We start from the raw sequence: 21,899 nt of genomic DNA, 5'->3' as shown, positions 1-21,899 counted from the left end.
GCCTATGGTGCTCTGATGACCTCTGCGCCCCCGCACCTCGTCTGGGACTGGAACGGCACCCTGCTCAACGACCTCAGCCTGGTGGTGTCCGCCACCAATGTCGTGTTCGCGAGCCTGGGCGGGCCGACGGTCACCCTGGACGAGCACCGGGTGCGGTTCCGCAGGCCGATCGCCGAGTACTACGCCGAGGTGCTGGGGCAGGCCGTGGACGACGACGAGTTCGGCCGACTGGACAAGATCTTCCACGACGCGTACCGCACCGGGCTGACCACCTGCGAGCTGGCCGCCGACGCGCGCGCCGCGATGGCGGCCTGGCCGGGCAGCCAGAGCCTGCTCTCCATGTGGTTCCACGAGGAGCTGGTCCCGACCGTGCACACGCACGGGTTGACCGGCCACTTCACCCGCGTCGACGGGCTGCGGGCCACTGTCGGCGGCGGCCAGAAGGCCGAGTCGCTCCAGCAGCACCTGGCCGAACTGGGCATGGACGGCGCCTCGGTGGTGCTGATCGGCGACTCCATCGACGACGCGGACGCGGCGCTCGCGGTGGGTGGCCGTGCCGTGCTCTACACCGGCGGGTTCACCGACCCGGCCCGGCTGCGCGCCTCCGGTCACCCGGTGGCGGACACCCTCACCGACGCGGTGGCCCTGGCCCGGGAGGTCAGTTCCGCAGATAGGTGAGGACGGCCAGCACCCGCCGGTGCTGTTCGGTGTCCGGCGGCAGGGTGAGCTTGGTGAAGATGTTGCGTACGTGCTTCTCCACCGCGCCGTCGCTGACCACCAGGGCGCGCGCGATGGCGGTGTTCGAGCGTCCCTCGGCCATCAGGGCGAGCACCTCGCGCTCGCGGGGGGTCAGCTCGCGCAGCGGGTCGTCCCGGCGACGCCGGGCGAAGAGCTGACCGACCACCTCCGGGTCGAGCACCGTGCCGCCGCCCGCCACCCGCCGCAGCGCGTCCAGGAACTCGTCTATCGCGGCCACCCGGTCCTTGAGCAGGTAACCGATCCCGCCGCCGGCGCCGCCGGTGGTGGCGAGCAGATCATCGGCGTACGACACCTCGACGTACTGGGAGAGCACCAGGATCGGGGTACGCGGCACCAGCCGGCGGGCCTCCACCGCGGCCCGCAACCCCTCGTCGGTGTGCGACGGCGGCATCCGGACGTCGACGATCGACACGTCGGGCCGGTGCTCGACCACCGCCTCGACCAGGGCGTCACCGTCCCCGACGGCGGCCACCACCTGGTGCCCGCTCTCGGTCAGCAGCCGGACCAGCCCCTCGCGGAGCAGGACGGCGTCGTCGGCGATCACGATGCGCATGGCTGTGTTGTCTACCACGTCCGGCCCGCCGTACGGGCTCGGCGCGGTGCCGAACCGCTCACAGCGGCAGCTCGGCGCGGATCTCGGTGGGGCCGCCGGTCGGGCTGACCACCACCAGTTCGCCACCGGCGGCCCGGACCCGGTCGGCGATGCCGGCGAGCCCGTGCCCCTTCGCCAGGTGCGCGCCGCCCTGCCCGTCGTCGCCCACCCGCACCTGCAGGTGGGTGCCCTTCCGGGCCACGGCCACGGTGGCCTCGGTGGCCCGGCTGTGCTTGGCGACGTTGGTCAGCGCCTCGGACACCACGAAGTACGCGGTGTTCTCCACCGCCGGGTCGAGCCGTCCGGCCGGGGTGCCGAGCTGCGGGTCCACCTGGAGCTCGATCGGGATCAGCCCGCGGCCGGCGATCGCGGCCAGAGCGCTGGGCAGACCCCGGTCGACCAGGATCGGCGGCGCGATGCCCCGGGAGAGCGCCCGCAGCTCGGCCAGCGTGTCCCGGGTCTGGGCGACGGCCTCGTCGATGGTGTGGCCGGCCGCCTCCGGGTCCGAGGCGAGCTGCATCCGGGCCCGGCTGAGGTCCATCGCCAGCCGGACCAGGCGCTGCTGGGGGCCGTCGTGGATGTCACGTTCCAACCGGCGTAGCGCGGAGGCCTCGGCGGACACGGCGGCCCGCTTCTGCTCCTCCAGCACGGTGATCCGGTCGCGCATCTCGGCCACCCCGGTCAGCATCGCCTTGGCGAAGCTGGCCTGGAGCAGTGCGCAGCCCCGCACCACGATCGGCAGGGTGATCAGGAAGAACACCCCGAGCGCGGTGTACAGGCCGATCCGGGCGGTGGTCGAGTCGCCCAGGCCGAGCAACTGCGCCAGGTCCTGGTCGCCCTCGCCATCGGCCCGGGGCAGGGCCCAGTCGTACGCCCAGTAGAGCGAGCCGGCGATCGCCGCCGCCCACCAGGCCAGCGTCACCACGAAGGTGCCCACTGCCGCGATCAGCCGCAGGATGCCGTGTGCCAGGTCGAGCCAGGACTGGGCGTCCCGCATCGGCACGAAGATCCGCCGCCAGGCGTTCGCGCCCACCTCGGGCAGCCGGTAGTGCGGCCGGATCCGGGGTTGGTGGAGCACCGCGGGCAGCCGCAGCCGCTCGACGTCGGCCAGCCCTCGGGCGGCGTAGAGAGTGCCGCTGAGGATCGGCAGGCCGATCACCGTGACCACCAGGCCGATGCCGACCGCGAGGCCGACGATGAGGACGACGAAGCTGGCCACCGCCAGGGGCAGACCGAGCACCACGTACCCGGAGTCGACGAAGAGCTGGCGGGGGATGCTCGGTGCCAGCGTCGGTCGGTCGCTGGTGGCGGCAACGGCGGTCATGCTCAAAGGCTAGGCATCTGGGCTCGGTGTCCCCATCCCGAAACCCCGCCTCTCCTCCGTAGTGCTGTCCCTACCACCGCTGGCGCCGCCTCTACCACCGCCGGGACAACCCCTGGGCGGGGTCGGCGCGGGATTGGTCAGAGAAGTCGGGATTGAGCAATAATCGCCCTGGCGGTGAGCGGACCAGGCCGTTCAATCGATCTTGTGGAATGGAGGGGCTGGTGAGGTCGCGCCACGCAGCGACAAGATCGCGATTTGTGCACGTCTTCACAAGCGCCTACGCTGTGACTCCGACGCGCCCTGCTAGCACAGCCGGCAACCTCGGTCGCCAGCGGGAGTCCACAAACGGCCGACCAGCGGAGTTGGCCGAGGATCGCACCGCACGGAGTCTCATGAGTCAGCACCGTCACCCAGGCGCGCCCGGCCGCGCCGGTGCCGTACCGGCGCTCCCGGATCTGCCCGAGGCGACCGTCGCTCGGCTCCCGGAGTACCTGCGCGCGCTGCACAACCTCGCCGACGCCGGGCACGAGACGGTCTCCAGCGAGGGTCTCTCCGCCGCCGCCGGGGTCAACTCCGCCAAGCTCCGCAAGGACCTCTCCCACCTCGGCTCGTACGGCACCCGGGGCGTCGGCTACGACGTCGCGCTGCTGATCGAGCAGATCGAGTATGTGCTCGGGCTCACCCAACGCCGGGCGGTCGCCCTGGTCGGCGTGGGTAATCTCGGTCACGCTCTGGCCGGCTACGACGGCTTCGCCAGCCGGGGCTTCCGGATCGCCGCACTGCTCGACGCCGATCCCTCTCGAGTCGGTGAGGAGATCAACGGCCTGGTGGTCCGGCATGTTGACGACCTGCCGACGGTCGCCGCGGAGGAATCCCTCGCGATCGGCGTGATCGCCACCCCGGCCGCCGCCGCCCAGCAGGTCGCCGACCAACTGGTCGCCGTGGGCGTGACGAGCATCCTCAACTTCGCGCCGTGCGTACTCTCGGTTCCGGAGGGGGTCGACGTGCGCAAGGTCGACCTCGCCATCGAGCTGCAGATTCTGTCCTTCCACGAGCACCGCAAGGCGTCGCTGACCGCGCTGCCCGCCACCGGCGGCACCGCTCTCACCGCCCTGCCGGGCGGGTTCGCGGCCACCGACACCCAGGAGGCGATCGGCACGTGAAACTGCTCGTCGTCGGCGCGTCCTACCGGACCGCCCCGGTCGCCACGCTGGAGCAGCTGGCCGTGCCCCCCGCCGACCTGACCCGAACACTGGACCGCCTGGTCGCCCAGCCGTACGTTTCCGAGGCGGTGATCGTCTCCACCTGCAACCGGGTGGAGGTGTACGCCGCCGTGTCCGGTTTCCACGGTGGGCTCGGCGACGTCTGCGCCGTGCTGGCCGAGCAGGCCGGCAGCTCGCCGACCGCGCTCGCCAGCCACCTGTACGTGCACTACGACACCGCGGCTGTGGATCACGTCTTCCGGGTCGCCACCGGTCTGGACTCGATGGTGGTGGGCGAGGCACAGATCCTCGGCCAGTTGCGTGACGCGTACCACTGGGCCACCGGCGCCGACTCGGCCGGCCGGCTCCTGCACGAGCTGATGCAGCAGGCGCTGCGGGTCGGCAAGCGGGCCCACGCCGAGACCGGCATCGACCGGGCCGGCCAGAGCGTCGTCACCGCCGCCCTGGAGCTGGCCGCCGGGCACCTCGACGGCGACCTCGTCGGCCACCCGGCCCTGGTGGTCGGCGCCGGTGCGATGGGTTCGCTCGGGGTAGCCACGCTGTCCCGGCTGGGCGCCGGGCCGCTCACAGTCAGCAATCGGGGCGCCGACCGGGCCGTCCGGCTCGCCGAGTCGTACGGGGCGACTGCAGCGCCGATGACCGAGCTGGCCGACACCCTCTCCACAGTGGACATCGTAGTGGCCGCCACCGCGTCCACCGAACCGGTCCTCACCCGGTCGGTGGTCACCGCGGCGCTGGCCGACCGCGACCAGTCCCGGGGTCCGCTGGTCCTGCTCGACCTTGCCGTTCCGCGCGACGTCGAGGAGGGCGTCGCCGAGCTGCCCGGCGTCGAGGTGATCGACATCGACCGGATGGCGACGCTGCTCGCCGACGGTCCGGCGGCTGCCGACGCCGCAGCTGTCGAACGCATCGTCCTCGGCGAGGTGGAGGGCTTCCTCACCTGGCTGCGCGGCGCCGACGTGGCACCCACCGTGGCCGCGCTGCGCGGCCGGGCCGACGACGTGGTCACCGCGGAGCTGCGCCGACTGGCCCAGCGTCGCCCCGACCTCGGCGACGACCTGCGGGCCGAGGTGGCCCGCACTGTGCACCGGGTCGTGCAGCGGCTGCTGCACCAGCCCACCGTCAAGGTCCGCCAGTTGGCCGCGGAGCCCGGCGGCGACCAGTACGCGGCACTGCTGCGCGAGCTTTTCGACCTCGAAGTGCCGCAGACCTCGCCGGTGGACACCGTCCCGGACGTGCTGACCCCCGACCTCGGCATGGCGTTCCCCGGCACCGACCCGGTGTCCGGAGCCGACGCCGCCGAGCCCACCCCACCCACCGGAGGTGCGCGATGACCGCCCCCCTGCGCCTCGGCACCCGGGGCAGCGCCCTGGCGATGGCCCAGTCCGGCCAGGTCGCCGAGGCGGTGACCGCCGCCACCGGCCGCCCCGTCGAGCTGGTCGAGGTGGTCACCGCGGGCGACCGCTCCAACGCGCCGGTGCACCGGCTGGGCGTCGGGGTGTTCGTCTCCGCCCTGCGTGACGCGCTGACCGCCGGGACGATCGACTTCGCGGTGCACTCGTACAAGGATCTGCCCACGGCCGCCGCCGGTGGGCTGCACATCGCGGCGGTACCGGCCCGGCAGGACCCGCGCGACGCGTTGGTGGCCCGCGACGGCCGAACGCTCGCCGAGCTGCCGCCCGGGGCCACCGTGGGCACCGGAGCGCTGCGTCGGATCGCCCAGTTGCACGCCCTCGGCCTGCAACTGGAGGTCACCCCGATCCGCGGCAACGTCGACACCCGCCTGGGGCGGGTGCTCGGCCCCGAGGCCGACCTGGACGCCGTCGTCCTGGCCCGGGCCGGTCTGGCCCGACTCGGCCGGCTCGACGTGATCACCGAGTCGCTGGACCCGATGCTCATGCTGCCCGCTCCCGCTCAGGGTGCGTTGGCAGTGGAGTGCCGGGTCGACGACCAGGACCTGGTCGAGCTGCTCGCCGTGCTCGACCACGCACCGTCGCGTGCCGCGGTCACCGCGGAACGTGCGTTTCTGGCAACCCTGGAGGCCGGGTGCAGCGCACCCGTCGCCGCCTATGCCGAACTCGCCGAAGGCGAGACCGGCGATGAGATCTACCTGCGCGGGGCGGTGATCAGCCCGGACGGCACTCGTGACCTCCGGCTGTCCCGCACCGGAACGCCCGCCGACGCGGCGGAGATCGGTAAGGCACTCGCCGCCGAACTCCTCGACCTCGGCGCCGACTCGATCCTCGGCCACGAAGGACACACCGGCCCGGGGACCCAGCAATTTGGGAGCACAGAATGACCCGCACCCGTAAGCCCGTCGGCCGTATCGCGTTCGTCGGGGCTGGCCCCGGCGACCCGGGCCTGCTGACCCGTCGGGCCCACGACGCCCTGGTCGACGCCGACCAGGTGATCTACGACCGGGGAGTCCCGGAGTCGTTGCTCACCGTCGTTCGCGCCGAGGCCAGGGAAGATGCCGAGTTCACCCCGGCCGAGGGCGCGCCGGGGGACGTGGCGAAGGTGCTGATCTCCGCGGCCCGCTCCGGGCTCAACGCGGTGCACCTGGTCGCCGGCGACCCGTTCGGGCACGACTCGGTGGTCAAGGAGGTGCAGGCGGTGGCCCGCACCGCCGCCCACTTCGAGGTGGTGCCCGGCGTCGGCCAGGCCGAGGGTGTGGCCACCTACGCCGGGGTCCCGCTGCCGGGTGTGCGTACGGCCGCCGACGTCGAGGACGTCAGTGCGCTGGACTTCGAGGCGTTGGCCACGGCCGTCGGCCGGGGTTCGCTCGCGCTCGCCGTGGACGCCGGTGACCTCGCCGCCGTCCGCGACGGGCTGCTCGCCGCCGGGGTCGACGGCACCACCGGCGTCGGGGTGACCGGCGACGGCACCGGCGAGACCCAGTACACGACCACGTCGACCGTTGACAGCTTCGTGGCCGCCGCGCTCGGTTTCACCGGCCGGGTGGTGCTCACCGTCGGTGTCGGCGTGGGGCAGCGCGACAAGCTGAGCTGGTGGGAGAACCGCCCGCTGTACGGCTGGAAGGTGCTCGTACCCCGGACCAAGGAGCAGGCCGGCGCGATGAGCGCGCGGCTGCGCGCGTACGGGGCGATCCCGTGCGAGGTGCCGACCATCGCGGTCGAGCCGCCGCGCACCCCGGCGCAGATGGAGCGGGCGGTCAAGGGCCTGGTCGACGGCCGGTACGCCTGGGTCATCTTCACGTCGGTGAACGCGGTCCGCGCGGTCTGGGAGAAGTTCGCCGAGCACGGCCTCGACGCCCGGCACTTCGGCGGCGTCAAGATCGCCTGCATCGGTGAGGCCACCGCGGACGCGGTCCGCGCGTTCGGCATCCAGCCGGAGCTGATCCCCGCCGGGGAGCAGTCCTCGGACGGTCTGCTGGCCGAGTTCTCGCCGCACGACGAGATCCTCGACCCGGTGGGCCGGGTGCTGCTGCCGCGCGCCGACATCGCCACCGAGACGCTCGCCGCCGGGCTCACCGAGCGCGGCTGGGAGGTCGACGACGTGACCGCGTACCGGACGGTGCGGGCCGCTCCGCCGCCCGCCGAGATCCGCGACGCGATCAAGTCGGGCGGGTTCGACGCGGTGCTCTTCACCTCGTCCTCCACCGTGCGCAACCTGGTCGGCATCGCCGGGAAGCCGCACGCCCGGACCGTTGTTGCCGTCATTGGGCCCAAGACGGCGGAGACCGCGACGGAGTTCGGCCTGCGCGTCGACGTCCAGCCGCCGCACGCCTCGGTGCCCGACCTGGTGGAGGCGCTCGCCGCCTACGCCGTCGAGCTGCGGGAGAAGCTGGCAGCGATGCCGGCCAAGCAGCGCCGTGGCTCGAAGGTGCAGGGCCCGACCGCTCTGCGCTTCCGGTAGTCGTTCGAGGAGGGCCTGCCATGTCGTACCCCGAGATCCGGCCCCGCCGGCTGCGCCGCAACCCGGCGGTCCGCCGGCTGGTGTCCGAGACCCGGGTCGACCCGGCCGAACTGGTCGTGCCGATGTTCGTCAAGGAGGGGCTCACCGAGCCCCGCGCCATCGGGTCGCTCCCGGGGGTGCTCCAGCACTCCCGGGACTCGCTGCGCAAGGCGGCGGTCGAGGCGGTCCAGGCCGGTGTCGGCGGGATCATGCTCTTCGGCGTGCCGGAGCAGCGGGACCCGACCGGCTTCGGCGGCATCGACCCGAACGGCATCCTCAACGTCGCCGTCCGTGACGTGGTGGCCGAGGTGGGCGACGCCACGGTGGTGATGAGCGACCTGTGCCTCGACGAGTTCACCTCGCACGGGCACTGTGGGCTGCTCACCCCCGACGGTGAGGTCGACAACGACTCCACCCTGGCCGCGTACGCCGAGATGGCGGTGGCCCAGGCCGCCGCCGGGGTCGGCATGGTCGGGCCGTCCGGGATGATGGACGGCCAGGTCGGCGTGGTACGCCGGGCCCTCGACGACGCCGGCTACCAGGACGTCTCCGTGCTGGCGTACGCGGTGAAGTACGCGTCCGCCTTCTACGGCCCGTTCCGGGAGGCGGTGGAGTCGGCGCTGGAGGGCGACCGACGCACCTACCAGCAGGACCCGGCCAATCTGCGGGAGTCACTGCGCGAGGTCGCGCTCGACGTCGCCGAGGGCGCCGACCTGGTGATGGTCAAGCCGGCACTGCCCTACCTCGACGTGGTGTCGGCGGTGCGGGCCGCGGTGGACGTCCCGGTCGCCGCCTACCAGGTCTCCGGGGAGTACGCGATGGTCGAGGCGGCCGCCGCGAACGGCTGGATCGACCGCGAGCGGGTGATGCTGGAGACGCTCACCTCGATCAAGCGGGCTGGTGCGCAGGTCATCCTCACCTACTGGGCCGTCGAGGCCGCCGGCCTGCTCCGCCAGCGCTACTGACGATCGCTGCCCGGCGGCCATCGGTTCCCTGGGCCCGACGCCGCCTTGCGTGGCGGTTCCGTGGGCCCGACGCCGCCTTGCGTGGCGGTTCCCTGGGTCCCACGCCGCCTCGCGTGGCGGACGCTGGGCCCGACGCCTCCATGCTTGCCTTTGCTCTGCACCCGCGGATGCGACGGCTACGGACCGCGACCGGTGCTTATCGGGGTGCAGAGCAAAGGGGAAGGGCCAGGGGTTGGCCCCCTGCTCGTCCGCGGTGAGGACGTGCTGCTCAATGCCCACGATTTCGGCGACGTGCGAGAGCCACGTTTCCCGCGGTGACGGACGCCCGGTTGTCCACAGGTCCTTCCGTTGTCCACAGGCCTGCCAAACGGGACTGCGAGGAACGGGGCGAGCCGGGACGGTGGCGGTATGGCCGACTCACCGACACCCCTGGGCGCAGGAGCAACCAGCGCCGGCAACTGGATCCCCGACGGTTCGAGCCCCAGCATCGCGCAGCGCAAAGTCATACTCAGCGAGCCCTCCGACACCCCATGGCCGGTCGTTGGCATCGTCCGGGCGGTCCGTCGTCACGCCGACCTGAGTCAACGTGAGCTGGCCCGGTGGGCGAGGGTGCACCACGCGACCATCGGCCGCATCGAGGCCGGTCGGACTGTTCCGAGCATTGAGCTGCTCCGCCGGATAGTCGGGGTCGTCGGATGTCGGCTGGCCGTCGCCGACGAGTTCGGCCGGGTGCTCAGGCCGATGCGGGACTGGGAAGACACGCGCGACGGTGCGGGGCGCCGCTACCCGTCGCATCTGGACACCATCCTCGACCCCGAGCCGGGGGAGTGGTGGGCGGACATCTACGGGCTGGCCCGCCCGCCCGAGACGTTCTACCGCAATCGGGAGGTCCGGGACGCGATGCGTCGGCGCAGCCAATGGGAGGTGCGGGTAGCCAGGCACCGCGGCGATCCACCGCCGCCACAGCTCTGGCGGTACCGCTGAGGAGGAGAGACGAGGGCCCGCCGTCCCGAGCGGGTCCGGCGGGCCATCGTCGACCACGTTCCGTGATCAGTCGTCGTTGGTGATCGTTCCGGTCGCGAGTGGATCAGCCAACCGCAGGCCGGGCACGCCGGCCACCAGCAGCGTCAACTTCTCGTCCGCCTCCCGCTTGCGGTCACCGCGTACCGACACCGGGAATGCCACCGACGTCTGCCCGGCGGGCAACACCTTGCAGCCGGCGTACGGTTCGAAGTCCGAGCCTGCCTGCGCCGTGAGGCCGACGGTGGCGGCGCAGAGCAGCACCGACTGGGACAGCGGCCGAGACACGGTGGCGGTGAAGGTGAGCTGCCGGGTGCCCTGGTTGCCCTCGGCCACCGCCGTGTCGGCCACGGTCAACGACGCTCGGGACCGGAACCTGGCCACCTGCGGGTCGTGGTCACTGGAACCGCGTGACCCGTCACCGGCGAACTCTGCCGGCCAGTCGGCGTTGATGTGCGCCGCCCGCACCTGCACCAGGTCGCCGTAGAACGCGTCGTTCACGAACAGGTGGTCGAGTGTCTGCGCCTGCCCCTCGAAGCTGTACGAGTAGGCCGAGGCCGGCACGTCCGCCACGAGGTTGTCCCACAGGTTGTGCAGGCCCGCCTCGTAGAGCGGGGCGAGCTGGTCCGACGGCGTGGGCTGGTCACCCGTCGCAATGGGGTCGTCCGGGCGGGGGAACACGTTCAGGTCCCCGCCGTAGACCACCCGGGCGGTCTGGTCGGCCGCCTCGATCGCGGTGACGATGGCCGCGCCGTAACGCGCCTGCTCCCGCCGCTGACCGACCCGGCTGTCCGGGCCGGAGGAGTAGTGGTTGCTGAGGGCGTACAGGGTGAACCGCTCGGTCGCGCCGGGCGCCGCGGCCACGCTGAACTTGCCCAACTGCGGAGCACGGGTGAAGACGTTGCTCCCGTCCCGACCGGTCGAGGTGTCCACATCCGCCGGCAACACCGCGTTGAGGGCCTTCGGGTTCTGCACGTCGGCGTTGGACGGCAGCCCCGCAGCCCGATACTGAACGGTCGGTGCCGACCCCAGCAGCGGGTCCGCCGCCGTCGCGGCCGCCAGCGACACCCGGTCCGTGCGGTACAGGAAGGCTGCGGTGATACCGCGGGCGTCCGCGCCGGTCCGGTCATAGGCGGCGGCGTACGCGGGCCCACCGGCCGCCGCGACCGTCAGCGCCAACTCCTGGATGCTGTCCGGAGCGCCATCGGCGTTGTTGGTGTCGCCGCAGCTCAGCGCCGCCCCGGAGATCGTGCAGATGTCCTGGTCCTCGGCCTCCTGCACCAGGATCACGTCCGGTGCGTGCAGGTCCTTGACGATCTGGTCGGCGAGCGCGGCCAGTTGCTCGCGGTACTCCGCCTCGCTGCCCGGGACGTAGTCGAACGGCGGGGAGACGCCCACGCAGCCGTCGTTACCGGCGAAGTCGCAGCCGTCGAACGGGTCGTCGCGGTAGTCGTACAGGTTCTCCACGTTGTAGGTGGCCACGGCCGCCTCCTGCGACCGCTCGGCCGGCTTGGGCGGGTTGTTCTTCGACGGGTCGGCCCCGGCGGCGAACTCCGCCCGCTCGACCTGGACGCCGTACTTCTCGAACGAGTAGTAGACCCCGCCCACCGCGTCCGCCCGCAGCGTGTCGAAGGTGTGCGCCGGTGGGAGCAGCGCGGCGCTGTCCCCGGCGGTGGCCTTCACGCCCATGCTGCCGAGCAGCGTCCGCTGACCGTTGCCGTCGTCGAAGCGGCGGGTCGGGTCGTTGTCCAGTGGGTGCGAATCGCGGAAGACCCGCCGGGAGTACGGGTCGGCGCGGTCCAGCAGCGGGTCGTCGCGGTCGACCACCCACAGCTCCGCGTCGGCCGTGGAGGAGAAGACGTCCCGGCCGCTCACCGCGCCGCTGCCAGCGCGTACCCGCATCCGGGAACCCTCGTGCCGCTCCCAGAAGCGCTGCGCGTCGGTCAGCACGGCCGGCGGCACCGCGTCGGTCACCGCGACCGCGGTGTCCACGACCAGCCCACCGCCGATCCGGCGGACCAGCGACGCGCCGGAGAGCTGAGTGAAGTTGTAGTACTCCGACACCCGGGCCCGCAGCACGACCTCGTCGCCGACCGTCGGCACGTAACCGCCGATCAGCGAGGTGAACGTGCCCATGAACACGAAGATGCCGTCGGAGCTGGTCGGGTCGCCGTCGGTGTCACCAACGCGGCTCTGCAGGAAGAAGCCGTGCTGCTCCGCCCCGGCCGAGGTGCGGGCCAGGGTCAACTGGGTGATCACGCCGCGTACGTCGTACAGCGTGCTGCTCGTGCCGTTGCCGCTCGCCGGTGCGAGCGGTGACCGGTCGCTCGGACCGGACTCGGTGTCGGTGGTCGGACCCTGCACCTCGCCGACGGTCAGCTCCCGGGTCACCTGCACGGCCAGCGCGCAGCTCGCGGTGCCACCGCCCGCGTCGGTCGCGGTGAGGGTGACGGTGTACGCCCCGGCGGCGAGGTCGGCGCTCACGCCGACCGTGGCGCGGGCGGTGCCGCCCACCCCGTCGGCGGGGGTGAACGCGGTACGGGTGATCGAGCCGGAGGTCGGGCTCGGGCTGATCGCGGTCACCGCCAGGTCGACGATCGTGTCGTCGGGGTCGGCGGCGCTCACCTCGCGGCTCGCGGCCGTGCCGGCGGCGGTGACCAGCGGCCCGCCACACGTCAGCGTGGCCGGCACGTCGACCGGGCCACCGCCGTCCACGGTGTGCGCGCCCAGCCCGTCGAACGTGTCGACGGGGAAGCCGGCCCACTGCGTGGCGGGGTCGAACGCGTCCGAAGGGTCGGTGTCACCGGCGGTCACGTTCGGCAGTCGGCGCAGGGTGTTGTCCGCGGTGCTGGTGACGCCGGCGCCCCACTCGGTGCCCGGGTCGACGCCCACCTGGCCGATCGAGTCGAGCACCGTGGTGCCCCGGCGCAGCACGATCGCGTCGTCACCGTTGAAGAGGCTCGCCCCGCTGGTCTGGTCGGCCTGGGCGAGGATGGCGGCCCCGGCCGAGGCGCTGGCGAACACGAACGCGTCGCCGGCCGCCACGCTGCCGGTCAAGGCGATCGTGGTGGCCGTGGTGGAGCCGTTGAAGTAGAGCTGCAACTGGTAGCCACCGGCCGTCAGGTCGACGGCGGCGCCCGTGCCGTTGAACAGCTCGATCGCCTTGTTGTTCGACGAACCCTCGACGTACTCCGAGATGAACAGGTCGGTGGGTGCGGCGCTGGCCGCGGTGGGTGCGACGCCGAGCGCCGTGACGGTCACGGCGGCGGTGGCGGTCGCGAGCGCGGCGATAGAGCGGCGCGGGCGCATAGGGCCTCCACGATGGGTGGATGGGGGTCAACGCACGTTAAGGTGCGCGACTGTCCACCGTCCATCCCCTAATGGACACTTTCGTGAATTTCTCAGCGCGGCGGATCGAGGCGGTGCACCAGCTCAGCGACGTCGACGCTGTATTCGCACCAGTCCCGGTCGGGGCGGTAGCCCAGCTCCGCGTTGACCTTCAACATCGCCTCGTTGGCCTGCGCGTTCCAGGTCTGCACCTCGATCAGCTCCGGTTCGGCGGAGCGCAGCTCCAGCAGCATCCGGGCCTTGATCGCCCGATCGATGCCGTAACCCCGGTGATCCTGCGCGACGATCGTGTCGTACTGGTCGGCGCGGGTCGGGTGCTGCGCCGGCACCACCACCTCGGTCAGACCGGCCACCTCGCCGCTCTGCTCGTGCCGGGCGAGAACGATGTACGGCTTCATGCCCCGCCGGTGCAGCGTGTCGAGGCTGTCCCGCAGCCGCTCCGGGTCGTAGGAGCTGGGGCGCAGCTCACCGTCGTCGACGTCGCGCACCTCGGCCTTGGCCCGCGCGTACGCATCGATCAGGTCGTCCGGCGGCCCGCCCGGGAAGAACTCCAGCTGGTAGCCCGCGCTGATGCCGGTGGCCATCTCGGCCAGCTCGGCCCAGTCCACCGCGGTCAGGTCGAGCACGCTGCGCGTCTCCACGTACTCCCGGGTGAAGCCGAGCGACTCGTAGAACCCGACCGCCGGCGTGTCGCCGACAACCTCGACCCCGATCGACCGGAAGCCCTCCTGGTAGACCCGGCGCGCGGCGCGCAGCACCAGGTCACGGCCGAGGCCGGTGCGCCGGGCGGACGGGTGCACCAGCACCTCGAGCACGCCGATGTCACCCAGAAGGAGTACGTGCACCTGGCCGATCACCGCGCCCGGGTCGCCCGGGTCGGTCGGCTCGGCCTGGGCGATCCAGGAGATCCGCCGCTCGCCGGGCATCACCTCGGCGAGGTACTCCCGCAGCGAAGCCTCCCGCCAGGGCGGATCCTGCGGCAGATCGGCCGCCAGGACCGCGTTCAGCGTGGCCAACAGCGACGCGATCTCGGCGGACGACGCGGTCCTGGGGTCCCACTCGCGCACCATCACCCGTCTAGCTTGCCGCTAACAGAGGCCCGGGGGAAGTGTCCAGTTCTCCAACGTATCGAGACGATCACTTCATGGCCGACTGGCCCGTCCGTACCGGTTCGCGGTGTCGTAGACGTTCTGGGCGTACCGCCGTACGTCGTTGTAGGAGAGGATCGCGTTCCACCAGTCGCCCGCAATGCTCAGGTTCCGGCCGCCCTTGCAGAGGTAGTTTCCCGCTGCCAGGGCGGCGTCGTCCAGGTCGTGCGGGTCCTTGCGGCCGTCGTTGTCCGCGTCCGCGCCGATCTCCTGCCAGGTGGTCGGGATGAACTGCATCGGCCCGATGGCGCGGTCGAGGGTTGCGTCCCCGTCGAGCGCCCCACGGTCGGTGTCGATGATCCGCATCCGACCGTCCTTGCCGTCCAGCGGCTGCCCGAAGATGTTGGGTACCGCCTTGCCGTCCTGCCCCAACCGCGCCCCGTTGGTCGAGCCGTGATCCGATTCGACCTTTCCGATCGCGGCCAGCGTGGTCCAGCTCAGCGCACAGCTGCGGTTGGTCTGGGCGAGCACCAGCTCGGCGTAGCCGTACGCCTGCATGGCGACCGCCGGGACGCCGACCTTGGCACCGACCTGCTGCGCCCAGCCGGCCAGGGCGTCCGACGGTCGGCCACCGATCACCGACCCGGTCGGCAGCCCGTTGCCGGGCAACCCGCCGGTGGGCAGCGGGAGGGTCGGCAGCGGCCCGGTGGGCAGCGGGCTGGTCGGCAGGCCGGACGGCACCCCCGGCGGTGCGACCCCGGTCGGCGAGGCCGAGGCATCGACCGCGACCGGGCGCGGTGAGCGGATCGCGGCCGGTACGAGCAGCGCTCCCGCCGCGGCGGTCGCGGCCACCAGCGCCAGCAGGAAGACGCCGGGCAGGGTCAGCCGACCGCTGGGCCGGCGCGCCCAGGCGCGGGTCGCCTGGGCCGCGGCGGCCGCTGCCCGGCGCGGTGGCAGACGTACCGCGTGCGCGAACTGCACCCGCCGCCGGCGGCGGACCGGGTAGGACGCCGGCACGGCCGGGATCTCATCCACAGTGGTCTTCGCCGGACCTGCGGCATCGGTCTTCGCGTCGTCGGCTGGCGTGTCGGCGCTCGACGCGCCGGCTGACTTCGGCGCGCCCGGGTCACTGGCGCTGCCATCCGCCTTCGGGTCCTCGGCTTTCGTGGCGTCGGCCTCCGCGGCGTCGGCCTCCGCGGCGTCGGCCTCCGCGGCGTCGGCCTCCGCGGCGTCGGCCTTCTGATCCTCGGGTTTCGCAGCGTCGGCCGTGAGGTCCTCGGCTTTACCGGTCTCGGCCTTCGCGGCCTCGGCCGTGGGTGCCTCGGTCTGGGGGGCGGTCGCTGGGCCAGCGGTTGGGACGGGTTCGGCTGGGATTTTCGTGCCGGTGGCGCTCGCGTCCGGTTCGGACCCGGCGGCGTCGGCCGCGGTGGGCTTGGCCGCGGGCGGAGCTGGCGTGGTGGCCGGTGGCGTGGTCGGCGCACCCGCGGAACGCCCGCTCAGCCAGGGGCGGCGGGGGCGGGGCAGCTTGCGCACCGGGTCGGGCGCGGCCCCTGAGCCTTCGAGCGGCCCGTCCAGCGGCGCGGCCGGTCGTAACGGTTGCACACGCGTGTCGTCCTCGCCGTCCACCACCTGTCGAGTATCACCCATGCTCCGCGAACCGCCAGATCCACGTACCCTGGGTGCCATGCCCCGGTACGAGTTCCGCTGCCGCGCCTGCGGCGACACCTTCGAGGTCAACCGTTCGATGGCGGCGGCAGGTGAGCCGGCCAGCTGCCCTCAGGGACACGCCGACACGGTCAAGCTTCTTTCCGCGGTCGCGGTCACCGGCCGCAGCGGTGGTGCCCCGGCACCCGCCGCTGGTGGTGGTGGCTGCTGCGGCGGCGCCTGCGGCTGCTGATCGGGCCAATTCGCCGCCGCATGGTGGGCCAGCCTTGCCGGGAGCGGGTCCGAGTGGCACGTTGAGGCGGCACTTGCCCAGCCGTTCTCACGATGTGTGATCGCTCGGACTCAGGCAGCATGAACCCGACGTCACGGGCGGAGGTTCCTCGCATGTCGCCACGGATCCAGCTCCCGAGCGGTTGGGTGACCTTCGTATTCACCGATATCGAGGGCTCGACCCGGCTGGCTCAGCTGCTCGGCCCGGACTACCGCCCGGTGCTCGCTGAGCATCGACGGCTCCTGCGCTGCACGCTGGCCAGCACGGGTGGCGCGGAGCTGCTGACCGAGGGCGACTCGTTCTTCCTGGCCTTCGAGGAAGCGGCCGCGGCGATGACCGCGTGCCTGACCGCCCAGCGAGCACTGTCCAGCCACGACTGGCCCACCTCCGAGGCCGCGCCCCGGGTTCGGATGGGCCTGCACACCGGCTATGCCGAGCCACGCGACGGCGAGTACGCCAGCCCCGAGGTGCACCGGGCTGCCCGGGTGGCGGCCGCCGCGCACGGCGGGCAGGTGCTCTGCACAGCGTCCACCGCACGTCGGGCCGAGCCAATGCCGCCGGGTGCGACCCTGCTCGACCTGGGCCTGCACCGACTGCGCGGCTTCGATGACCGGGAACGACTGTTCCAACTGGTCGCCCCGGGTCTGGAGCGGCAGTTCCCCCGGCCCCGCACCGCTGACGCGGTGGCGCACAACCTGCCCACCCAGGTGACCTCGTTCGTCGGCCGGCAGGCCGAGCGCATCGAGTTGGGCCTGCTGGTGCGTCAGCACCGCCTGGTCACCGTGCTGGGCGCGGGCGGCGCGGGCAAGACCCGGCTCGCGGTGGAGTTGGCCAGCGGAGTTGTCGAGGCGTACCCGGACGGGGTCTGGTTCGTCGACATCGCTTCGGTGACCGACCCGGGGTTGGTGGCGTTCGCCATCGCCGCCGTGCTCGGCCTGCGTCCCGAGCCCGGCCGACCGATGCTGGACACCCTCGTCGAGTACGCGGCCGGCCGCCGGATGTTGGTCGTACTGGACACCTGCGACACCCAACCGGCCGCCTGCGCGGAGGTGATCGCGCGGCTGTTGTCCGGCGGGGGTGGCGTACGGGTGCTGGCCACCAGTCGTGAGTCGTTCAGCCTGCCCGGCGAGGTGGTGTGGCGGATTCCGCCGCTCTCGGTGGACCCGCGCGCGGACGGTGCGGAGAGCGACGCGGTGGCGCTGCTGCTGGACCGTACGGCGGCGGCGCGCGGTGGTCGACAGCCCGACCCGGCCGAGTCCGCCGACCTGCGTCGGGTCGTGCAGCGGTTGGACGGTCTGCCGCTCGCCATCGAGCTGGCCGCCGCCCGGCTGCGGGTGCTCTCCGTCGGCCAGCTCGCCGAGCGGCTGGACGATGTCCTCGGCACCCTGGACGCCGGCCGGGAGGACCCGGATCCGCCGCCGGTGGAGCGGGGCTGGTCCGGCAACCAGCAGGACACCGTGGACCTGGTGGCCGCGGCGGCCGGGGCGTCACCGCCCACGCCGGCGAGCCGAGCGGTGCAGCGCTCGGCCACCGAACGGCATCTGACCATGCAGGCCACCGTCACCTGGTCCTACCGGACGCTGGGGCCCCGGGCCGCCCGCCTGCTGCGGTGGTTGGCGGTCTTCGCCGGCCCGGTGGATCTGGCGACTGTGGAGTGGCTGCTGGGTGACGATCCGCTGGACCCGCTCTCGGTCCTGGTGGACAAGTCGATGGTGTTGGCCGAGCCGCGTGCCTCCGGCAGCACCTACCGGATGCTCGACCCCATCCGGGCGTACGCGGCGCGGCGGTTGGCCGAGGCGGGCGAGGAGCAGGCCGCTCGGGACCGGCACGTGGCCTGGTCGGCGCACGCGTTGGACCGGGCCCACCTGGGCCAGGACGGCCGGCCGGTGACGCTGTCGTTGTATGCCCTCGATCCACTGGCCGGGGAGCTGCGCGCCGCGCTGCGGTGGTGCGCCACCGGAGGCAGCGCCCGAGCCGGTCTCGGTCTGGCGGGTGGGCTGGACCAGTGGTGGCTGGAGCGGGGCCTGGCCCGCGAGGGGCGGCTGTGGCTGTTCCGGCTGTACGGACGGATCGCCGAGACGGGGGAGCGGATCCCGGAGGCGGAGATGGCGGCGGCGTACCACATGCATTCGCTGCATGCCAGCGCCGACGGCGAGTTCGCCGAGGAGCTGCGCTACTCCCAGCGGGCGGAGGCGGCGGCGCGGCAGGCCGGCGACGCCGGGTTGCTGGCCCGGGTGCTCGCCGGCAGGGCCGCGCCGCTCGTGGACATGGGGCAGTTCGTCGAGGCCGAGCGGGTGTGCCGGGAGGTCATCGACTGGGCGCACGGGCAGGACGTGGTCGGCGAGGCGCTGTTCGCGGTGTTCAGCCTGGCCGAGCTGCTCTGGCGGCGGGGCGCCCTGGAGGAGGCGGCGGAACTGCTGGGCGCGGTCCGTCCGGTGGAGGCGGCCCGTCCCGTGGAGCGGGGTCGGCGTTCGGTGGACATGCTGCTCGGCATGGTCGCGTTGGCCCGCGGCGACGTGATCGCCGCACACGAGCATCTGCTGGTGGCGCTGCGCTCCCGGATGGGCCACGGCTACCACGGGCGGGCGTGCGACACCTTGAACGCGGTCGCGGTGCGCTGCGCGATCGGCGGGGAGCGGTTGACCGCCGCCCGCCTGTTCGGGGCAGCGCAGGCCACCCGGGCGAGCATGCGTGCCACGCCTGGCATCTTCGGCGGTTACTGGGCCGAGCAGCAGGGGGAGTTGCGCGCGGTGCTGGGCGACGCGGCCTTCGACGACGCGTACGGCGAGGGTGCGGAGCTGGGGCTGGACGAGGCCGCGGCGCTGGCACTCGACGTGGAACATCCGGACCTGGCGGCGGACTCGACCCGCTTCAGCACCGGCCTGTCCCAACCGACCCCCCGCCGTCCCGCCGACCCCGACCGCCACCCAGCCACCCGAACCGAACGCGCCTAACCCCCCCACCCCCGCGCCCAGCGCGCCCTCCCCCCTCCCCGCCCCGCCCCGCCCCAGCCCCCCTGCCCCAGCCCCCCTGCCCCAGCGATCTTGCACTTTCTGCGGTGAGATAACGGTGCCAAAGCGGCAAACCGGCAACCGAAAGTGCAAGATCGCGTGGGCTTGGGCTTGGGCTTGGGCTTGGTGGGGTGGGGTGGGGTGGGGTTAGTGGGTTGCTGCGGCGTTGGCTTCGGCTTGGGCCTTCATTCGGGCGGCGCGGTCGATGTCGGCCTGCTGGACGGCCGCTACCGAACCGAAGATGCTGACCGCCTGGTAATAGGTCCAGGCCAGGCTGTAGCAGGCCGGTCGGACGACCGAGTTGTACGTGGTGCAGACGCGCTTCAGGTCCTCGTAGAAGGCGCTGTCGAGGCGGGACTTGTTGGCGGAGAACTGGCCGACCGCCTTGTAGTTGCGGTAGCCGAAGTCGTGCCGGTAGCAGCCCAGGTTGAAGGTGAACCCGAGCGGGTTGTCCGGGCTGGACGAGCAGTAGTCGGTGGACCAGTTGAAGTTGTACTCGGCCCAGGGTGCCCGGTTGACCCGGGCGTTGTTCCACGAGTTGTAGCTGGACGCGCTGGTCTGGGTCCAGCTGGACAGTACGGAGAGCTTCTGGGCGGGGGTGACGGCGGCGGCGGGGGAGGCGATGGCGAGGGTGGCGAGCAGCGCTAACGCGCCCGAGGCGATCAGGGTGGCGAGACGTCGGGGCACGGGTTACCTCCGCGGGGGTGAGCGGGTGGGACGGAAGTTACCGGCGGGTTACCGGATGTCGATGAGTGTCGATCAGCTGATCAACTAGGCGGTATGCGCATCGCCAACTATTGGTGACATACGTCGAAACAGACGAATGCCCCGGACGCGCGAGGCGTCCGGGGCATCCAGAGAGACGGTCAGCGCAGGACGAATGCCGGCGGGCTGGCGGGGCTCTCGTTGGCCGACCGGTCCACTGCGGTCAGCTGGTAGGTGTAGCGCCGACCGGGCTCGGCCGAGGTGTCCACCCAGGACTGGGTGTTGCCGGGCGTGGCCCGGACGGTGTCGACCAGGTGCGCGGCGTCGGCCGTGGCGCACCGGCCGGGCAGCGTGGTGCCGTCGAACCGGTAGATCGCGTACGAGGTGGCGGTGCCGAGCGGGCCGACGCCGTCGGCGGGCTGGCGCCAGGTGAGCCGGACACCGTCGGCCTGCCGGGTCGCCTTGGTGACCACCGGGAAGAGCAGCGGCCGCGCCGGGAGGTGGGGCATGGCCGGCGCCAGCGCCGGGCGGGAGTAGTGCTCGGCCGCGTAGATGTCGGTGGCGCCGAGCCGGTTGGCGCGCACCTGCACGGCGGAGAAGTGCACGTTGCCCTGCACCTCCGGGTACGACCGGTTGAGCGTCAGGTGGTCGGACAGCTCACGCGGGTTCTGCCAGTACGGCCCGTACGCCGGATCGCCGCTCTTGTAGTCGGCCTGGCCGATGTAGAGCTGCACGCGGGTGCCGCGCACCGTCTCGGCCCACCACGGCACGAGGCGCGCGTAGTCGGCGGCCGGGTACTGGCCGATGTACCAGTAGAGCTGCGGCACCACGTAGTCGATCCACTCCTGCTTGATCCACTTGCGGGTGTCGGCGGAGATGATGTCGTACGACTGGCTGCCGGTGGTGTCCGAACCGAGCGGGTCGGCGGTTTTGTTGCGCCAGATGCCGAACGGGCTGACACCGAACTTCACCCACGGCTTCGCCGCCTTGATCTTGCCGTTCATCTCCTGGATCAGCAGGTTGATGTTGTCCCGCCGCCAGTCGGCCCGGTCGGTGAAGCCCCGGTTGTGGGCCGCGAAGGTCGCGTCGTCCGGCACCTGGTAGGTGCCGCTGGGGTAGGGGTAGAAGTAGTCGTCGAAGTGGACACCGTCGATGTCGTACCGCTTGACGGCGTCCATCATGGCGGTCTGGACGAACTCGCGGACCTCGGGAATCCCGGGGTTGTAGTAGAGCCGGCTGCCGGCCACGCCGGCCGGTGGGTAGGCGAAGGTCCAGTCGGGGTGCTGCTGGGCCGGGTGGCCCGGGGCGAGCTGGGTCAGGTCCGCGCCGGCGCCGCCGGGGGCCGGCATGGAGACGCGGTACGGGTTGAACCAGGCGTGGAATTCCAGGTTGCGCTTGTGCGACTCGTCGACCAGGAAGGCCAGTGGGTCCCAGCCCGGGTCCTGGCCGCGTATCCCGGTCAGGTATTCCGACCAGGGCTCGTACGGCGAGGGCCAGAGCGCGTCGGCGGTGGGCCGGACCTGCACCACGACGGCGTTGTGGTGCAGTCGCCCGGCCAGGTCGAGCAGTTCGCGGTACTCGGCCTGCTGGGCCGCGATGCGGTCCGGGTTGGTCTGGGACGCCTTGCTGGGCCAGTCGATGTTGACCACCGAGGAGATCCACATGGCCCGGAACTGCCGTTTCGGGGTGGCCGGGTCGGTGGCGCAGGTGGCGGTGCTGGTGGTGTCGGCCGCGCTGGGTGCGGCGCTCGCGGGGGTGGCGCTGACGAACGTGCCGAGCAGGGCTGCGACCAGCCCGGCGACTCCGAGTCGGGTGGCTTTCATGCGGTCTGTCCCTCCGTTGGGGCTCCCGGATGTTTCACACGGTGCACGGCAAGATTCGCCGTCGATGTCCGCGTTGCTGGTAGGAAATTTTCACAGTCTGGCCATCGCCGCAAGAGTTCGTGGTTGATCAATCGCACCGGTGGGTAGCAACGGCGGTCACCGGCCGCCACGGAGGTGGTCGCACGGTGGG

Annotated in this window: 16 protein-coding genes; 9 read left to right on the top strand and 7 right to left on the bottom strand. The window is 72.4% G+C overall.

What is annotated here, in order from left to right; genetic code table 11:
• Positions 1 to 15 precede the first annotated feature (15 nt).
• A complete protein-coding gene (locus ACFYP0_RS19445; RefSeq protein ID WP_124853669.1) occupies positions 16 to 678 on the top strand; it encodes an HAD family hydrolase in 663 nt (220 codons plus the stop codon).
• On the opposite strand, the gene ACFYP0_RS19440 is transcribed toward ACFYP0_RS19445, so the two are convergent.
• Positions 659 to 1,312, bottom strand: a complete 654-nt coding sequence (locus ACFYP0_RS19440; protein WP_030329744.1) for a response regulator transcription factor — start codon at positions 1,310 to 1,312, stop codon at positions 659 to 661. The two genes, ACFYP0_RS19445 and ACFYP0_RS19440, sit on opposite strands and share 20 nt — an antisense overlap.
• 58 nt (positions 1,313 to 1,370) lie before the next feature.
• Positions 1,371 to 2,675 (bottom strand): sensor histidine kinase, encoded by a 1,305-nt coding sequence (locus ACFYP0_RS19435; RefSeq protein WP_386997008.1) that lies wholly within the window; start codon positions 2,673 to 2,675, stop codon positions 1,371 to 1,373.
• Between the two features lie 392 nt (positions 2,676 to 3,067).
• Here ACFYP0_RS19435 and ACFYP0_RS19430 point away from each other — a divergent pair, with 392 nt between their 5' ends.
• The 6 genes from ACFYP0_RS19430 (at position 3,068) to ACFYP0_RS19405 (ending at position 9,762) form a co-directional block, all read left to right on the top strand.
• Positions 3,068 to 3,838, top strand: a complete 771-nt coding sequence (locus ACFYP0_RS19430) for a redox-sensing transcriptional repressor Rex (protein WP_091402715.1) — start codon at positions 3,068 to 3,070, stop codon at positions 3,836 to 3,838.
• Positions 3,835 to 5,232 carry a glutamyl-tRNA reductase gene (locus tag ACFYP0_RS19425; protein ID WP_386997006.1) on the top strand — a complete coding sequence of 466 codons (1,398 nt, stop codon included), beginning with the start codon at positions 3,835 to 3,837 and terminating at the stop codon, positions 5,230 to 5,232. The genes ACFYP0_RS19430 and ACFYP0_RS19425 overlap by 4 nt, the downstream gene beginning before the upstream one ends.
• Entirely contained in the window at positions 5,229 to 6,197 is a 969-nt protein-coding gene (hemC, locus tag ACFYP0_RS19420) for a hydroxymethylbilane synthase (protein WP_112605225.1), read from the top strand. The genes ACFYP0_RS19425 and hemC overlap by 4 nt, the downstream gene beginning before the upstream one ends.
• Complete coding sequence (locus ACFYP0_RS19415; protein ID WP_124853665.1) at positions 6,194 to 7,774, top strand: bifunctional uroporphyrinogen-III C-methyltransferase/uroporphyrinogen-III synthase; 1,581 nt, start codon at positions 6,194 to 6,196, stop codon at positions 7,772 to 7,774. The genes hemC and ACFYP0_RS19415 overlap by 4 nt, the downstream gene beginning before the upstream one ends.
• A 20-nt stretch (positions 7,775 to 7,794) precedes the next feature.
• Positions 7,795 to 8,778, top strand: coding sequence for a porphobilinogen synthase (hemB, locus tag ACFYP0_RS19410; RefSeq protein WP_355499410.1), 984 nt, complete (start codon positions 7,795 to 7,797; stop codon positions 8,776 to 8,778).
• Between the two features lie 408 nt (positions 8,779 to 9,186).
• Positions 9,187 to 9,762, top strand: a complete 576-nt coding sequence (locus tag ACFYP0_RS19405) for a helix-turn-helix transcriptional regulator (RefSeq protein WP_356979211.1) — start codon at positions 9,187 to 9,189, stop codon at positions 9,760 to 9,762.
• Between the two features lie 66 nt (positions 9,763 to 9,828).
• On the opposite strand, the gene ACFYP0_RS19400 is transcribed toward ACFYP0_RS19405, so the two are convergent.
• The 3 genes from ACFYP0_RS19400 to ACFYP0_RS19390 all read right to left on the bottom strand — a co-directional run bounded on the left by ACFYP0_RS19400 (position 9,829) and on the right by ACFYP0_RS19390 (position 15,881).
• Entirely contained in the window at positions 9,829 to 13,107 is a 3,279-nt protein-coding gene (locus ACFYP0_RS19400) for a lamin tail domain-containing protein (protein ID WP_356979209.1), read from the bottom strand.
• A 92-nt stretch (positions 13,108 to 13,199) separates the two neighbouring features.
• Positions 13,200 to 14,216, bottom strand: a complete 1,017-nt coding sequence (locus tag ACFYP0_RS19395) for a GNAT family N-acetyltransferase (RefSeq protein WP_355499461.1) — start codon at positions 14,214 to 14,216, stop codon at positions 13,200 to 13,202.
• 72 nt (positions 14,217 to 14,288) lie between these two features.
• Positions 14,289 to 15,881, bottom strand: coding sequence for a lytic transglycosylase domain-containing protein (locus tag ACFYP0_RS19390; RefSeq protein WP_356979207.1), 1,593 nt, complete (start codon positions 15,879 to 15,881; stop codon positions 14,289 to 14,291).
• Between the two features lie 37 nt (positions 15,882 to 15,918).
• Between ACFYP0_RS19390 and ACFYP0_RS19385 the strand changes: the two genes are divergently transcribed.
• Together ACFYP0_RS19385 and ACFYP0_RS19380 are read left to right on the top strand one after the other, a co-directional pair.
• Entirely contained in the window at positions 15,919 to 16,131 is a 213-nt protein-coding gene (locus ACFYP0_RS19385) for an FmdB family zinc ribbon protein (RefSeq protein WP_112674337.1), read from the top strand.
• Between the two features lie 152 nt (positions 16,132 to 16,283).
• Complete coding sequence (locus ACFYP0_RS19380; protein WP_356979205.1) at positions 16,284 to 19,124, top strand: ATP-binding protein; 2,841 nt, start codon at positions 16,284 to 16,286, stop codon at positions 19,122 to 19,124.
• Positions 19,125 to 19,328: 204 nt separating this feature from the next.
• On the opposite strand, the gene ACFYP0_RS19375 is transcribed toward ACFYP0_RS19380, so the two are convergent.
• Both ACFYP0_RS19375 and ACFYP0_RS19370 read right to left on the bottom strand, forming a co-directional pair.
• Positions 19,329 to 19,868, bottom strand: coding sequence for a phospholipase (locus tag ACFYP0_RS19375; protein ID WP_356979203.1), 540 nt, complete (start codon positions 19,866 to 19,868; stop codon positions 19,329 to 19,331).
• A gap of 179 nt (positions 19,869 to 20,047) precedes the next feature.
• Positions 20,048 to 21,709 (bottom strand): glycoside hydrolase family 10 protein, encoded by a 1,662-nt coding sequence (locus tag ACFYP0_RS19370; protein ID WP_356979201.1) that lies wholly within the window; start codon positions 21,707 to 21,709, stop codon positions 20,048 to 20,050.
• Between the last annotated feature and the right edge of the window lie 190 nt (positions 21,710 to 21,899).

It is taken from the genome of Micromonospora arida (genome assembly GCF_042873195.1).
In the GTDB taxonomy this organism is placed as follows: Bacteria; Actinomycetota; Actinomycetes; order Mycobacteriales; family Micromonosporaceae; genus Micromonospora; species Micromonospora arida.
This window is presented reverse-complemented; position numbering and strand designations above follow the sequence as displayed.